Below are 15,402 nucleotides of genomic sequence, written 5' to 3'. Positions count from 1 at the left end.
TTTTACACGGAGAACACCATGCTAAATAAAGTTATGCTGATCGGCCGCCTCGGCGCCGATCCGGAAGTACGCTATATGCCCAGCGGCGACGCGATTACCACCATCCGCTTGGCCACCAGCCGCCGCTGGAAAGACCGTAATACCAATGAACGTAAGGAAGAAACCGAATGGCATCGGGTGGTGTTTTTCAGCGGTCTGGCAAAAATCGCCGGCGAGTATCTGAAAAAAGGCAGCCAATGTTATGTGGAAGGCCGGATCCGCACGCAGAAGTGGCAAGGCCAGGATGGTCAGGAGCGTTATACAACGGAAATCGTGGCCGACAATATGCACATGTTGGACAGCAAAAGTGGCGGCACCGCCAGCTATTCAGACAACAACACGCCGCCGGCCAGCAGTTACGACAATCGCCCGTCCGCGCCTTCCGGCTCGCAAGCGGCACCGGCTTCTTATGACGATTTCGACGACGATATTCCGTTTTAATTACCACTTCATATAAAACAAAAAGCCCCTGCTCAGGGGCTTTTTTATAGCGCGCGAAATCTGTTTATTCGGTGCCGTCATAAACGCTACTTGCTTCAGCCCCCCTTAATCTGTTGAGATCGCCAGCCCCAGATATTTGCCACAACAAACTCATCTGGTAAGCTAGCACGTTAGACTGGTACCAATAAAATTTAGAGGGGCGCATGCTTTTCGGTTCGCACAAGTTTCCTATAGTGGATGACGCAGCGTGTTGGTTGGCACTTGCGAAGCTGCCTGTGCAAGACGCGGGGTCTAAAACCCTGACTGCCAGCACTGCACAACAGCCGCTAGACACGCTGCATGCCTATCCTTGCGATTTCTATTGGCATGAGAATGCTCGGATTAAGTCCTTCGACGCACTCAGAATAGGCTTGGAGAACCAGGCGCATAATCAGCACGTTCAGTGTTTCCTTGACATCAAGAACACCTGCCATCGCGCCGAAGCGATAACGTTAATAGCCAACAGCTTGGCATCTGACCACCTGCATTACCGTGGCATCGGCAATAGAGTGACTGTCAGCATTGTTTCGCATGCATAAGTTCTGGCGTTGTTTGCAGTCCGGAAGCGCAAATTGCCGGCAGTTTCATCGTCATGCTTAACATCCGCTTCCGCCACATGCCGATAAACCCGACTTCGGTTCTGTCTTTGGCGATTCCTATCGTTGCCGGTTTACTGCAATGGTGGCTATGGGCCGCGCTGTCGCCACTGACCTGGATATTGTTTTACCCGGCAGTATTTTTAAGCGCCTACTTGGGAGGATTGATCAGTGGCCTGATCGCTACAGCCTTCGCCGTTTTAATCGGGATGTATTTTTTTATTCCGCCCGAGGGAAGTTTTAACGTCTCGGACGTGCGCTATTACTATTCCACGGCTATTTTTGCCTTGATGGGGCTGTCATTTAATTTGGCTTTCGAACAATTACGCCGTTCCAAAGTCGAGTTGCAGCGAATTGCCAGTTTGGAATCAGACGTTAATCATCGGCGATTGAACCAAGCGCTACGCGCTGCCGACGCCGGTATCTGGGAGTGGAATTTACAGACTAACGAAAATCAATGGGATGAAGGCCTATGGCGTTTGTACGGCTTGGAGCCGTTTTCTTGCCAAGCCTGCTACGACGTCTGGCTGTCCACTGTGCATCCGGATGATCGCGCCATCGTGCAAGCGGCAATTCACCAAGCGGTAAAGCAAAATAACGAGTTGAACGTGGAATGGCGGCTTGCCGAACTGGTTGACGGCCGGGAACGCTGGCTAATGTCGCGTGGACAGCCGGAATTGGACGGGCAAGGCCGGACAATACTGTATCGAGGTATCGTGGTAGACATCACCGAACGCCGACAAATGGAACAAACCCTTATTGAAAAAGAACGATTGCTGGCAGACTCTCAGGCCGTTGCTCATATTGGTTCGTGGGTCCGCTACCTACCGGGCGGGCAAGCTATGTGGAGCGAGGAAACCTTCCGGGTATTTGGACTTTCATCCGCAACTGATCAAGCCTTGAGCATGGAACAGCTTTACGAAATGGTGCATCCCGATGATCGTGCAGCCAGACGTGCATGGCATCAGGACTGTTTGGCGGGTGATAGCGGTAACGGTTTGGAATACCGCATTTTCACCGCGCAAGGACAGCAGCGTTGGGTGTTGTCCAAAGCCAAATTGGAAACCACTGTCGATGGTCAACCCTTGCGCTTGATTGGAACGGTGCAAGATATCACCGAAGCCAAAGTCGCGGCCGCCGAAAAGCAACGTTGGGTCGATGCTTTCCGCTACTGCGGGCACGGCATAGCCATCGGCAACCCCGAGACGGGGCGTCTGGTGACCTGCAATCCGGCGTTCGCCGACATGTTGGGTTACGACAATGCCGATCAGTTTGAAGGTCAATTTATTCTATCCCTGTATGCGCCTGAACACGTCGAGTCGGCCAGACGCCGTCTCTGTGAAGCCGACCAATTCGGCAAGATACGCTACGAATCGGTTTATCGGCGCAAAGACGGTTCTGAGTTTGATGTGGCGGTGGATTTGGTCAGCGTTAAAAATGCCGAGCAAAAGGTAATGTACCGGGTTGCCACGGTACAGGACATCAGCGTGCGTAAAAAACAAGAGATGGAACTGCTGCAATATCGGGATCATTTGCAAAACCTGGTCGAACAACGCACGGAAGAACTCAACCAAGCATTGCAGCGCGCAGAGCGTTTGACGCGGGTAAAAAGCAGTTTTGTGGCGAATATGAGCCACGAAATCCGCACACCCATGAATGCGGTACTGGGGTTTTGTTATTTACTGGAACAGCACGCCCTGAACGAAGAAGAACGCAGTTTGGTGAGGAAAATTCGCGATGCCGGGCGCTCCTTGTTAGCGATCATTAACGATATTCTGGATTTTTCCAAAATCGAAGCCGGACGCCTGGAGATCGAAAACCTACCTTTCCGGCTCAGCGATATGTTCGACCATCTCGCGGCATTGATGGCGGCGTCGGCCGACCAAAAAAATCTGGAATTGATCATCATCCCGCCAGCGGGTATCGATGCCCTGATTGGCGATGGCTTGCGTATCCAGCAAGTCTTGATTAATTTGCTCGGCAATGCGATTAAATTTACCGAACGCGGCGAGGTCGTGTTGCGCGTTACTGCCGATGACTGGCAAAACGGCGATACGGTGGCGGTACGCTTTGCCGTGCGCGATACCGGTATCGGTATTTCCGAACAGCAACTGGACGAGGTGTTTGCCGCCTTCACCCAGGCCGACAATACTATCAGCCGCCGCTTTGGTGGCTCCGGCCTTGGATTGACAATTTGTCGCCAGTTGGTGGATTTAATGGGTGGCGAGTTACGGGTAAGCAGTGTAGCCGGCCAAGGCAGCGAATTTTGGTTTGTACTGCGTTTGCAGCGCCACCTTGATTTCAATCAGACGCAAGCCATCCCACCCTTGCACAATTTGAAATTGCTGGTGGTCGATGATTGTGAGCATACGCGCGAAGCAGTGCATATGTCGGCGCGGGGTCTTGCTTGGGATACCACTCCGGTCGCTTCGGGCCAGGCGGCAATCGTCGAGCTCTTAGCCGGTCTTGAGAGCGCCGCACCCTATGATGTGGTGCTGCTGGATTGGCCGATGCCGGGAGTCGACGGTATGAGCGCAGCGGAATCGATCCGCGCCTCTCTGCCCGCCGTTGAGCTCAATCAGCCGCGAATAGCTATTATCCTGATGATCAGCGCGTCTTATTCCCGTGAACGGCTGGCGGCTCAGCCCGACATGAATCATGTCGATGGGATATTGAATAAACCGGTAACGCCTTCCGCATTGTATAACGCCGTGGCGGCGGTATTGTCGAAATCGCCGCAGCCGCCGGTAGCCGCACCCGATACATCGTCAATTCCGGCAGGGACCCGTATTCAAGGTTTGCGGATACTGGTGGTGGACGATAGCGACATCAATCGCGAAGTGGCCAGCCGCATTTTAGAGTCCGAGGGCGCACAAATCAGTTTGGCAAGCGACGGTCAAGACGCCGTGGATTGGCTGTTCAACCATCCTGACGCAGTGGATTTGGTGTTGATGGATGTGCAAATGCCGCGCATGGACGGTTATGCCGCCACTCGACGGATACGCGAAAACCCGGCTTGGGCTGATTTACCCATTCTGGCACTCACGGCCGGGGCGTTTAAAAACTTGCAGGATGCGGCACTGGAAGCCGGCATGAACGATTTTATTGCCAAGCCATTTAACGTGCCGAAAATGTTGGCTTTGATCACGCGTTGGGCTGCAAACAAATCGCCGCTCGGGCTTTTAGGTCTTGCACCCGCCGATCCGCATGACCGGGTAATTCCCAACGACCAATCCGCCCCACTCTTCACGGCGACACATCCAGATCCAGACGATTGGCCGGGAATCGACTTCAACACCGGCCTAAAAATGTGGCGCAAGCTCGATCTATATCAGGCCTATCTAGCGCGGTTTGTCGATCAGTACCGCTATGCCGGACAGGAAATCAGTGTTGCCGCCGAGCAAGGGAAGCTTGCCGAGGTAGCGGCCTTGGCGCACAAACTAAAAGGCGCGGCGTACGGTTTGGCTTTGACAGATGTAGCCACACTCAGCGCCGAACTCGAAACGGCCTTGAGTCACGGTGAGCCGCTAGCTGCGGCCTCCGCAGCGCTGCAACAAGCGATTGACGTGGTTATCATCAGCATCGGCAACTTAAGCCCAAACACAACGCCACCGCTTGATTATGACATCCAAGCCGAAGCGCAGGGTGGTATCCCCCCCCTGCTGGGCGAACTATTAACGGCGCTGGATGAAGATAACCCAGGTCATGCCGAGCGCACACTGGTTAAACTGGAGGGCTTGGTAGACGCCGATTTATTGGCGCCGCTTGCCATGCAAATTCGCGACTATAATTTCCGGGAAGCTGAAAGCTTAGCTCTGGCGTTAATAAACCAGCTCGACACACCAACCCAGTAAGAAACCCATGCCTAATAGTCCTATTTTGATCGTGGATGACGAGCCCGCGAATTTGGCGATACTCCGCGAAATTCTCGAACCCGCATATCATTTGGTCTTTGCGCGTAACGGTCAGGAAACTCTGCTGGCGGTTGCCAAACACAGGCCGAGTTTAATTTTGTTGGACATTCAGATGCCGGACATGAACGGCTACCAAGTCTGTCGGGCTTTGAAAGCCGATCCGGCCACCGAAACCATCCCGGTCATATTCGTCACGGCTTTATCTGACTTGGGCGATGAGGAGCAAGGATTTGCGGTGGGTTGCGTGGATTATTTGAGTAAGCCGGTGGTGCCCAGTCTGGTGCGCGCGCGCGTGAAAACTCATTTGTCGCTGGTTAGAGCGACACAATTGGAAAAAAGCCACCGCGATGCAATCTATATGCTGGGCGAAGCCGGACACTATAACGACAACGACACCGGGGTACATATTTGGCGAATGGCCGCTTATGCCAAAGCCTTGGCCCTAAATGTCGGCTGGACATGCGCCGATGCCGAATTACTGGAGTTTGCCGCGACAATGCATGATACCGGCAAAATCGGCGTACCTGACGCTGTACTCAGTAAACCTGGCGCGCTGAATGAGGAAGAATGGCGCATCATGCGTCGGCATTGTCAGATTGGTTACGATATTCTGTCGAAAAGCGATGCACCGATTTTTAAACTGGCCGCCGAAGTGGCCTTGTCGCATCACGAAAAATGGGATGGCACCGGTTACCCGAATCGACTGGCGGACCTAAACATTCCCGAATCGGTGCGTATCGTCGGTGTGGCCGATGTGTTTGACGCACTGACCATGCGTCGGCCTTATAAGGAAGCTTGGCCGGTCGATAAGGCGGTCGCGACTATCCGCGAGGGTGCCGGGCAGCATTTCGACCCGGCGATGGTAGCCTGTTTTCTGGACATCCAACCACAAATTCTGCAAATCAAGGCCGACTGGGAAATTCGCGAATTAGCGCAAACTTGATCGGTGTTGATGCGCTTTTTCCTGCCGGCATAGCGATTTTGAGGACGCGGCAGCATAACTGCTAATCAGGAATTTTTTTAGGCCGCATTGCGCTTAAAAAATACTTCTCTATCGGCTATTGCCATGAGTCTGCGTTCTGCGCATACTTGCGGCTACGTATTATCAGCACCAACAGGGATGAAAAATTCAAAGATCCTACCACCAGCCACCCATAGTGCTCCAACTTGTGCCATCAGCGCGATTCGTCAGGCAAAGGCAGTGGAAATTGCGCTATCCGGAGATTGGGTACTAGATGCGCAATTACCCCCGCTGGAACCGGTACTGGCGCAGATTGAAACCAATGCTATCAAAAAAATCATATTCTCTACTACGGCGCTTGGCCGTTGGGACAGCATGCTGGTGACTGAGTTAATTAAGCTGATTGACTACGCCTCGCAGAAAGGTGTGGCGGTAGATAAAGCTAGCTTGCCGGCATCGATTCAAGGCTTGCTGACCCTGGTTTCTGCCGTACCGGAGCGTGTCGATGCGCACCGCGACCAAGCTCAGACGTCCTGGTCTCAGGCTTTAGTAGTCAGTACCGGCAAAGCGGTTCAGCACAGCAAGGAGATGCTGATCTTTGTCGGCGAAATGATCATCAGTACTTTCGCCACCCTGCGCGGGCAAGCGCATTTTCGCCGCCAGGATTTATGGCTGTATATTCAAGAATGCGGACCGTCGGCGTTGCCTATCGTCACCTTGATCAGCTTGCTGGTCGGTTTGATTCTGGCCTTTGTCGGCGCGGTGCAGCTATCCCTTTTCGGCGCGCAAATCTATATCGCCAACCTGGTTAGCTTGGGCATGACTCGGGAAATGGGCGGCTTGATGACCGCGATTATCATGTCCGGCCGCACCGGCGCCGCCTATGCCGCGCAAATCGGCACGATGCACGTCAACAGCGAAATCGACGCGCTAAAAACCATGAATTTGGACCCGATGGCGTTTTTGGTGTTGCCGCGGATGTTGGCCTTGATCATCATTATGCCGCTTTTATGTCTTTACGCCGACTTGATGGGCATCATCGGCGGCGGCTTTGTGACGGTGAATTTTTTCGATGTATCGCTGACCGAATATCTGGACCGCACCGCCAGCGCAGTAAAGATGAAGGATTTTATTATCGGCTTCGTGAAATGCTCGGTGTTCGGTATTTTGATTGCGCTATCGGGTTGCATGCGCGGTATGCAGTGCGGCCGCAGCGCCTCGGCGGTCGGTGATGCCGGGACCTCGGCGGTGGTCACTGCCATCGTCTTTATCGTGGTGGCCGACTCGGTGATGACCATCATCTGCAACCGGCTGGGAATCTGAACGATGGCCGAAGCCTGCATCACGGTAAAAGACCTGACGATGACCTACGGCGATTTCGTGATTCAGCACGATCTGAATTTTACGATCAATCGCGGTGACGTATTCATCATCATGGGTGGTAACGGCTGCGGCAAAACGACCTTGTTGCGGCACATGATAGGCTTGAAAGCACCGGCAAAAGGCGATGTTTGTTATGGCGAACAAGGTCTCTGGCAAGCCGATCCCAAAGCCCGCCAGCAAATTTTGGCCCGGACCGGGGTGTTGTTTCAAAGCGGCGCCTTACTCAGTTCCATGACCTTAGCCGAAAACGTCGCGCTGCCCATTACCGAAGCCACCCTGTTGCCGCCCAAAAAAGTGCGGGAAATCGTGTCCTATAAGCTAGCGCTGGTCGGATTGGCCGGATTTGAAGATTATTATCCTTCCGAGCTCAGCGGTGGCATGCAAAAGCGCGCCGGTCTGGCGCGGGCTATGGCCTTGGACCCGGAAATCTTGTTTTTCGACGAACCGTCGGCCGGGCTGGACCCGATCACCGCCAAATTGCTGGACGATCTGATTCTTAGCTTGAGCAGCGCCTTGTCGGCCACCATCGTCGTGGTCACCCACGATCTGGACAGTATTTTCGCGATCGGCAATAACTCGGTGTTTCTGGATGCCGAAACCCGCACCAATATCGACGGCGGTCCGCCGCAGAAATTGCTGCATGAATCCAAGCACCCCAACGTGATTCGATTTTTGAATCGCGGCGATCAAACCGAACAAAATAGTAGTAATCGACAGATGAGGAGTCCGGCGTGAGTAAACAAGCCAATCCATTAGCCATCGGCGCGTTTTTGGTCGGCGCGTTGATCTTGCTGACGGCGGGCGTAATGATCTTTGGCGGCAGCGATTTTTTTAAGGACAAAAAGCGCTTCGTCATCTTTTTCGACTCGGCGCTGAACGGCTTGAATGTCGGCGCGCCGGTGAAGTTGCAGGGCGTGCAGATCGGCAATGTCAACGAAATTTCTCTGGTAATGGATTCCGCGACCGGCCGAATCTTCAAGCCGGTGGTGATCGAAATCGATCCAGCCTTGCTGCAAGACTTGTCGGTACAGCAATCCGGCGGTCACAGCAAAAAACAGCGGATGCAGGACGCTCAACGTATGATCGATGCCGGCTTAAAGGGCCGGTTGGAGACCCAAAGTTTGCTGACCGGCTTGTTGTATGTGGATTTGAATTTTTACAGCGACAAGCCGATCAATCTGGTCAAACTGGATTATAAGAATCTGCCGGAACTGCCCAGCGTACCGACCACAGTTGACGAAATCCGCAACACCGCCGACGAAATCTTCAACCGCGTGCGGCAGTTGCCGTTGGAAGCGATTACCAAAAATATGGCGGATACCTTGAATTCGATGCATGGGTTGTTGGAGTCGGACGATACCAAGAAATCGATGGCGGCGCTGGCCAAATCCTTGCAAGAGACCCAACGGCTGATGAGTTCGCTAAACGATCAGATTGGGCCGCTAATGGTCAATGCCAATAGCGCTTTGACCGAGACCCGCACTACCCTGCAGGATTTTAATAAGGAGTTATTGCCGGTGTTGAGAGCCGCCGAACAAAGTCTGAATGCCGCGACCAAGATGATGGAAGGCTCGCAAAATGCTTTGACCGCGGTGGAAACCATGGCCGCACCGGATGCGCAACTGGGGCAAACCTTGGTGGAAATGCGCAACGCCGCGCGTTCCTTGAAGGATTTGACCGAGTCGCTGGAGCGGCGGCCGGAGTCGTTGATTTACGGCAAATAGATTGGGCTGTTAACAGATTTAACCAGATGAATATGAAAAACGTAATTTATTTACCGAAGCTATTTTTAGCGTTGCTACTGACCGCTTGCACTAGCACGCCGATGCAGTTTTATATGCTCAGTGCCGAAACCGGCGCGCCGCCGTCGGTCACTGCTTTGCCCGCCGGCACCGTGTTAGGTTTAGGGCCAATCCATTTGCCGGCTTATCTGGATCGTCCGCAGTTGGTCACCGCCTTGAGCGAGCATCAATATCAACTGGACGAGCACAGCCGCTGGGCTGAGCGCCTGGATGAAAATATCGCCCGCGCCTTGGGGCTATCCTTACCCAAACAACTGGGCATCGAACAAGTGGTCCGCTATCCGTGGGCGCCACGCCAAGCGATCGATTACCAAATCAGCTTAGACATCCTGGAGTTGCATCAAACCGCCGCCGGCCAAAGCCGCTTATCGGTGCAGTGGCAATTGAAAAAAGCCGATAAATCTGTGCTCGGCAAGCGCTTTGAGTGCAGCGAAGCAGCAGGTAACGGTGCCGAAGCCAGTGTTGCCGCGCAAAGCCGTTGCTTGGCAAGATTTAGCGCCGAATTGGCTAACGCCGTGCGTTTGGCTGCATATTGATCGACCCGCATTAGCGTAGGGTAGACAGGCTTTTTGTGCCCACCCGAAATTGCAGCAATCAAGCAAGTAAAAGTGGGTAAAAAACCTTGCCGATCCCGTAATCTGCACTGTCTTTTCGGTTGGAAAATCAATTTTCCACTTCAAATCAAGATCGCGCCCTAGAATTATTCCACCGCCAACGCCGCCCCCGTTTCGTCGAAGCGCAATACATCAATCTCGCCATCCGCGTCGGTAATTTCTGCTTCGGCCAGTGTGCCGTTCGCATGGTAGGCGTAGACATGGCGCAATTCCACATCGCCGTAGACCAGTTTTTCCAATAGCATCAGGCGCTGATCGGCATCGTAACAGCCGCGAAAGTAAGTGTTGCGGTTCTCCAGATGGCTTTCGTCTGCCAGTTCGTTGACCAATTTCAACGGTAGTTTTACCCCGCTATAGCTGATGAAATAGCGGGTGACGCAGTTTTCTAATTCCACTTCAAATTCCCAGGTTAAAAAACCAATTCCCGCAATATTTGTGCCGAAATAGCTAGCCCGAATTATCTAGGGTCGCCAGTGATCTTGCCCAGCAATGCTGTGACAAATCGCTCGCGGCCGCCGCAGATTGTCGGGTTTGCTACAGCGTGCCGAGCAGCAATCCGGCGGGGAAATGTAACAATCGCAGCAAAGCTAGAGCGTATAAGCCAAGCGCATCCACCAATCACTGAAGGGAGAGCTGGATGCGCTTGGCTTATCCACCCTATGCCGCTCCTACTGGCTTTGTTTTTGCTTGATCTAGGTTTTTAATCAGCCTAGTGCCTATGAAACTGTTTCTGGATTGGTCGTCTTATGAAAACGCCGGCATGGGCGATGCCTACGCCGATATTCCCAAGCATGGCGCCGATTTCGCCAAAGCCGTCGCAGTGTGTATCGGTAGCCGGCAATGCGAACGGGACGCCAAGGGTGTGATGTGTCCGAGCTTTCGGGTAACGCAAAATCCCGGCCTGTCGCCCGGCGGCCGAGTGAGAGCCTTGAAAGCGGCTTTGAACGCCGATAACGACGCAGCGTTTTTCAATCCGGAATTGGCCGAAACCATGGCCTTGTGTGTCAGTTGCAAAGGCTGCAAGCGCGAATGCGAGAACGAGGTGGATATGGCTTTGATCAAAGCCGAGTTTCTAGCGCAGCAGGTAAAGCGTAACGGCGTTTCACTGAGGCGGCGGCTGTGGGCGGAGCTACCGAAAATACTACGTTGGCGCGGACTGGGGCCTTTAATCAAGTGGCGCAATCGTTTACCGCTGCTGGCGCGTTTAGGTGAAGCCTGGCTGGGCATCAGCGCTAAAGTCCGCTTGCCGGAACCCGCCGCGCAAGCCTTTCAAGTGCCCACGCAATCAGAGTTAAGTTTGCATCCGGAGTTGGCCGACAAACAAGTCGTATTGCTGGTCGATACCTTCAATTATTACTTCAACCCGGCCGCCGCCGAAGCGGCTAAAAAACTGCTGAACACCGCCGGCTACCATGTGCATATCGCTACGCCCCTGGCTAATGATGAATCGAATCGGCCCTTGTGCTGCGGACGCACTTATTTTTCCAACGGCATGATCGACAAGGCCCGCGCCGAAGCGTCACGTATGGTCACCGCACTAGCCGAACATGTAGCTGCGGGCCGCACCATTATCGGTCTGGAACCATCTTGCATCCTCAGTTTACGCGACGAATATTTGAAGCTGGGTTTGGGCGAGCCGGCACAAAAGCTGGCGGAAAAAATCCTGTTGCTGGAAGAGTTTATCGTCCGCGAGCAAGCCGGCAAACGTTGGCCTATCGAGTTTCAAGCCATTCCCGGCGTCCAAAGTTTACTGTTACATGGTCACTGCCATCAAAAAGCCGTCGGTGCAATCAAGTCGGTACGCAAACTGCTGAAACAATTGCCCGATCTTAAATTCGAACTGATCGAATCGTCTTGTTGCGGTATGGCCGGCAATTTTGGCGTCGAAGCCGAGCATTACGATCAAGCCCAGGCCATGGCCGAGTTGGCGCTATTCCCGGCCTTACGCGCCGAACCTGAAGCGCTGCTGGTCAGCAACGGTTTTTCTTGTCAGCAGCAAATCGGCAATGGCGGCTTCGCCAAGCCGCTGCATTTAGCCGAAGTACTTTGTTTAGCCTTACCGTCACAGGACTGATGCGATGAAATTAACCATAGATAAACGCTATCTCCAACAACTGCTTACCGATCACCCGCGCTTGCAAAGCTTAAATGATCAATTGCGTTTTGGTACCAAGGCGCAAGTGCCTTACGATTTACTCAGCGAGGCAGAACTAGCCAGTCTGGCCGGCATCTATTCGCAAGAGGGCGAAGCCTTACAGCATCAGGCGGCATTATTGATCGCACTGCAAGCGGCTCTGGCCGACAACAGCCATCGCTACAATGTCGATCAACTGGAAATGCTGCTGCCGGCGATTGCCAATTATTTTTTGGACGGCGGTATTCGCGGCTGGTTATTTCATGTCGAGCCTTCCGGCAGAACTTTGGCTTATCTGATTACCCGCCTGGATTACACCCCGCCGGGTGAAGAAGAAGCCGGGCGGATCTTGATCGAATTGAAAGCCAACACCAAGGGTAAAATCATGGTTGAGAGCCTGATTATCCGCAGCAAGGATTTGGCTGACAAAACCATCCCGGAAATCTTTGCCACCAAAGGCTATTTAAAAGAAACCCCGGAATTAATTGCCAGTTACGACGAGGCCTCCGTGCGCTATTTCGATTGGCGGGCGCGCTACGGCGAGCAGTTTTCCGGTTGGGGGACCGGCGAATACGCCGAGGACCCAACCGCCAGCCATCGCAGCAGCGACTGGACGCGGAAGAATACGGTGGTCATGTCCTCCGGCGGCGGGATTTGCCGCCTGGTCAACGACGAAAATATCCTCAGCGAGCGAGCCTTGAGCCTGGATGCGTCCGGCGACATTCTCGGCACTTATCTGCGCAAGGCCGGCAAAAGCATGCGCTACGACAGCAAAACCGAAAGCGCGATGGAAGCCGCCAAGGCCGATGTGCCCAAAGGTATGTTCACGGAAATGCCGGTGCATGGCTATATTCTGATGTTTCACCTGGAATTGCATCACCATGTCTGGGTGTATGTCGATGATACCCAGCCTTATGTCTATCAGCCGGAATTGAAGCAAAAGCTGATCCTGCCGCCGGAGCAAACCGATTTGATCGACATCCTGACCGCGGAAATGGACATGTTGATGGACGACATCGTCGCCGGCAAATCCGGCGGCACCACCGTGCTGTGCGCAGGACCGGCGGGGGTGGGCAAAACGCTTACTGCCGAAGTCTATTCGGAAATCATCAAGCGGCCCTTGTACCGGGTACATTCCGGGCAACTGGGCTTAAACGTCGCCGAGATGGAAAAAACCCTGAAGGACACCTTGATTCGCGCCCAGCGCTGGGGGGCGGTCATGTTGATCGACGAAGCCGACGTTTACATCAAAAGCCGCGCGGACAACCTGGCTTCCAACGCCGTGGTTGGTGTGTTCTTGCGGGTGCTGGAATATTTCAACGGCCTGCTGTTCCTGACTACTAACCGGGTGGATGACATCGATGAAGCTATCATCTCCCGCTGCATCGCGATGCTCCGCTATCACGCCCCGGATCATGCGGATCGCTGCAAAATCTGGCGGGTTATGACCGAACAATTCGGCTTGCCGGTCAGGGACGAATTGATAGACGAACTGGCGGCCATCTTTCCCGGTGCCACCGGTCGCGACATCAAGGGCCTGACAAAGCTGGTCGCCAAATTCTGCCAGCAAAAGAAACTGGCGCCGGAGTTGGAAGTGTTCAAGCGCTGTTCGGTGTTTAGAGGCTTGGAGTTGCTGGACGAAGCCGCCTAGTTTGCAAACCGAGATAACTATGCAACGAGGCTTTCATTGTACTCGCCGATAACGGAGATTGTTTTTCGGTTGATTCTGGTGACGGTGCTGGGCAGCAACCGCAGAGCACGCGTCAGGCTCAACAACGGTTTTTTGGATTGGTGCCGCTAATGCTTACAATCAGCTCAGACCGGCTTGATTTGGTGTGAGGCGAATTTTAACGCGTGCGGGATTGCCCCTTCTTTGCCCTGTGTCTTTAGGCTTATCGTAATTTGTCGAAAGTCGAGCAAACTTTGATACCCGGTGGGATAACTAAACGGAAATAAAAGACACTTTTCAGTCTGAACAGGTAAGGAATTTTACCCATAAAAAAGCCCCTTTTGCGACAGTGTTTTGCAACACGCATCATTATCTGGGGCTTTAAAAATTGAAAAACACTATATTTTCAATAACTGCTAAACGGCGTGCAAAACTTTCCAGGGTCCTGGGGAAAAGAGCGTTGAAAAGTTTCCACCCCAGGTTGTTCAATGACCGGCTTTTTGCCGGAGACCCCTGGAGTGATAAAAATGGATGTACTACCCGAAATCAGGCGACTGCATTTTGTTGAAGGCGTGACCATCAGCGAGTTGGCCAAGCCCGTCCCACCATTCGCAAGCATCTCAACACGATTGATGAACCAGTTTACCCAACCCGCCAACACCAACCTTATTTGAAACTTGGCACCTATATCGAACAACTGACGAACTGGCTAGAAACCGATGCCGCCTTGCCTGGCAAAAAGCGCAAACGCACCGCACAGCGGTTATACGAATGCCTGCAAGTCGAAGGTTATGTCGGCGGTTACAGCGCGGTACAGCGCTTCGTCAAAGCGTGGAAGCAGTTACGTTCATCGACGCCGTCGATCAAACAAGCCTTCGTGCCCTTGTTATTTCCCGCCGGTGAAACCTGTCAGTTTGATTGGAGCCATGAAACCACTTCGGTAGGCGGTGTGGAACAGGTGGTGAAAGTGGGTCACTTTCGCTTAAGTCACAGCCGACAAATGTTCGTCGTCGCTTACCCCTGTGAAACCCAGGAGATGGTGTTTGATGCCCATAATCAAGCCTTTGCCTTCTTTGGTGGTGTGCCAAAACGGATGGTGTACGACAATCTTAAGACCGTGGTGGATGCCGTCTTTGTGGGTAAAGAGCGGCGCTTTAACCGGCGTTTTCTAACCTTGGCCAACCACTACTTGTTTGAACCGGTGGCGTGTACCCCAGAGTCCGGTTGGGAGAAAGGCCAAGTGGAAAACCAGGTCGGCAATATCAGCGAATGGCTGTTCACGCCAACCCCCAAGTTTGTCGACTTTGCCGAACTCAACGCCTGGCTTGCCCAGCGTTGTCGAGAGTTGGCTTTACGCCCGCATCCCGATCAACCGTCGCGCACGATTGCCGATTTGTTCGCTGAAGAACAGCCATTGCTCATGCCGATCAAAGCCGTCTTTGATGGCTATGTACCCACAGGGCATAAATGGAAACGATGCGCCGTGTGACCTCGTTGTGTTTGATCAACATCCATCGCAACCGTTACAGCGTGCCCGCGCAATGGGCTAATCAGGTGGTATCGGTGCGCGTCACGGCTGACAAGATCCGCATGGTGACCAATGGCCAAGTCATCGCCGAGCATGCGCGTCGTTTCGGGCGGGACCAGTTGATCTGCGATCCCTGGCATTATTTGCCGGTACTGGAGAAGAAGCCTGGGGCGTTAAGAAACGGCGCGCCGTTTGTGACCTGGGATTTGCCGGTGCCCATCAAAGTCGTGCGCGACCGTATTCTCAAACAGGACAAAGGCGATAGAGCGTTTGTCGAGTTGC

At 53.4% G+C, this 15,402-nt stretch carries 14 protein-coding genes; 13 read left to right on the top strand and 1 reads right to left on the bottom strand.

Annotated features, from left to right (window positions below; genetic code table 11):
- Positions 1–18: 18 nt before the first annotated feature.
- The 8 genes from NP589_RS11190 to NP589_RS11155 all read left to right on the top strand — a co-directional run bounded on the left by NP589_RS11190 (position 19) and on the right by NP589_RS11155 (position 9,711).
- On the top strand, positions 19–480 hold the full coding sequence (locus NP589_RS11190) for a single-stranded DNA-binding protein (RefSeq protein ID WP_064009746.1): 462 nt from the start codon (positions 19–21) through the stop codon (positions 478–480).
- 254 nt (positions 481–734) lie between these two features.
- Positions 735–1,058, top strand: coding sequence for a hypothetical protein (locus NP589_RS11185; protein WP_256607054.1), 324 nt, complete (start codon positions 735–737; stop codon positions 1,056–1,058).
- A gap of 53 nt (positions 1,059–1,111) precedes the next feature.
- Positions 1,112–4,969: a response regulator gene (locus NP589_RS11180; RefSeq protein WP_256607053.1), complete on the top strand. Its 3,858-nt coding sequence runs from the start codon at positions 1,112–1,114 to the stop codon at positions 4,967–4,969.
- A gap of 7 nt (positions 4,970–4,976) precedes the next feature.
- Positions 4,977–5,972, top strand: coding sequence for a response regulator (locus tag NP589_RS11175; protein WP_256607052.1), 996 nt, complete (start codon positions 4,977–4,979; stop codon positions 5,970–5,972).
- Between the two features lie 258 nt (positions 5,973–6,230).
- The gene (locus tag NP589_RS11170) at positions 6,231–7,313 is read left to right on the top strand and encodes an MlaE family ABC transporter permease (protein ID WP_256607051.1); all 1,083 of its coding nucleotides are present in this window, start codon (positions 6,231–6,233) and stop codon (positions 7,311–7,313) included.
- Positions 7,314–7,316: 3 nt separating this feature from the next.
- The gene (locus tag NP589_RS11165; protein ID WP_256607050.1) at positions 7,317–8,108 is read left to right on the top strand and encodes an ABC transporter ATP-binding protein; all 792 of its coding nucleotides are present in this window, start codon (positions 7,317–7,319) and stop codon (positions 8,106–8,108) included.
- Positions 8,105–9,097, top strand: coding sequence for an MlaD family protein (locus NP589_RS11160; RefSeq protein ID WP_256607049.1), 993 nt, complete (start codon positions 8,105–8,107; stop codon positions 9,095–9,097). Before NP589_RS11165 ends, NP589_RS11160 begins: the two co-directional genes overlap by 4 nt.
- A gap of 32 nt (positions 9,098–9,129) precedes the next feature.
- The gene (locus tag NP589_RS11155; RefSeq protein ID WP_256607048.1) at positions 9,130–9,711 is read left to right on the top strand and encodes a PqiC family protein; all 582 of its coding nucleotides are present in this window, start codon (positions 9,130–9,132) and stop codon (positions 9,709–9,711) included.
- Positions 9,712–9,875: 164 nt separating this feature from the next.
- On the opposite strand, the gene NP589_RS11150 is transcribed toward NP589_RS11155, so the two are convergent.
- Entirely contained in the window at positions 9,876–10,184 is a 309-nt protein-coding gene (locus tag NP589_RS11150) for a DUF6156 family protein (protein ID WP_256607047.1), read from the bottom strand.
- A gap of 323 nt (positions 10,185–10,507) precedes the next feature.
- On the opposite strand from NP589_RS11150, the gene NP589_RS11145 reads away from it, so the two are divergent.
- The 5 genes from NP589_RS11145 to NP589_RS11125 form a co-directional block, all read left to right on the top strand.
- Positions 10,508–11,863, top strand: a complete 1,356-nt coding sequence (locus NP589_RS11145; RefSeq protein ID WP_256607046.1) for a (Fe-S)-binding protein — start codon at positions 10,508–10,510, stop codon at positions 11,861–11,863.
- A gap of 4 nt (positions 11,864–11,867) precedes the next feature.
- Positions 11,868–13,574, top strand: coding sequence for an AAA family ATPase (locus NP589_RS11140; protein ID WP_256607045.1), 1,707 nt, complete (start codon positions 11,868–11,870; stop codon positions 13,572–13,574).
- Between the two features lie 545 nt (positions 13,575–14,119).
- Positions 14,120–14,266 (top strand): hypothetical protein, encoded by a 147-nt coding sequence (locus tag NP589_RS11135; protein WP_256607044.1) that lies wholly within the window; start codon positions 14,120–14,122, stop codon positions 14,264–14,266.
- Entirely contained in the window at positions 14,200–15,081 is an 882-nt protein-coding gene (gene istA / locus NP589_RS11130) for an IS21 family transposase (protein ID WP_371929668.1), read from the top strand. Before NP589_RS11135 ends, istA begins: the two co-directional genes overlap by 67 nt.
- On the top strand, positions 15,060–15,402 hold a 343-nt coding region (locus tag NP589_RS11125; protein WP_443190289.1), incomplete at its 3' end, for a Mu transposase domain-containing protein. The genes istA and NP589_RS11125, both read left to right, overlap by 22 nt.

The sequence above is a fragment of the Methylomonas rosea genome (genome assembly GCF_024505055.1).
In the GTDB taxonomy this organism is placed as follows: domain Bacteria; phylum Pseudomonadota; class Gammaproteobacteria; order Methylococcales; family Methylomonadaceae; genus Methylomonas; species Methylomonas rosea.
The sequence above is the reverse complement of the archived record's forward strand: the minus strand, read 5'-3'. Positions and strand labels throughout refer to the sequence as shown.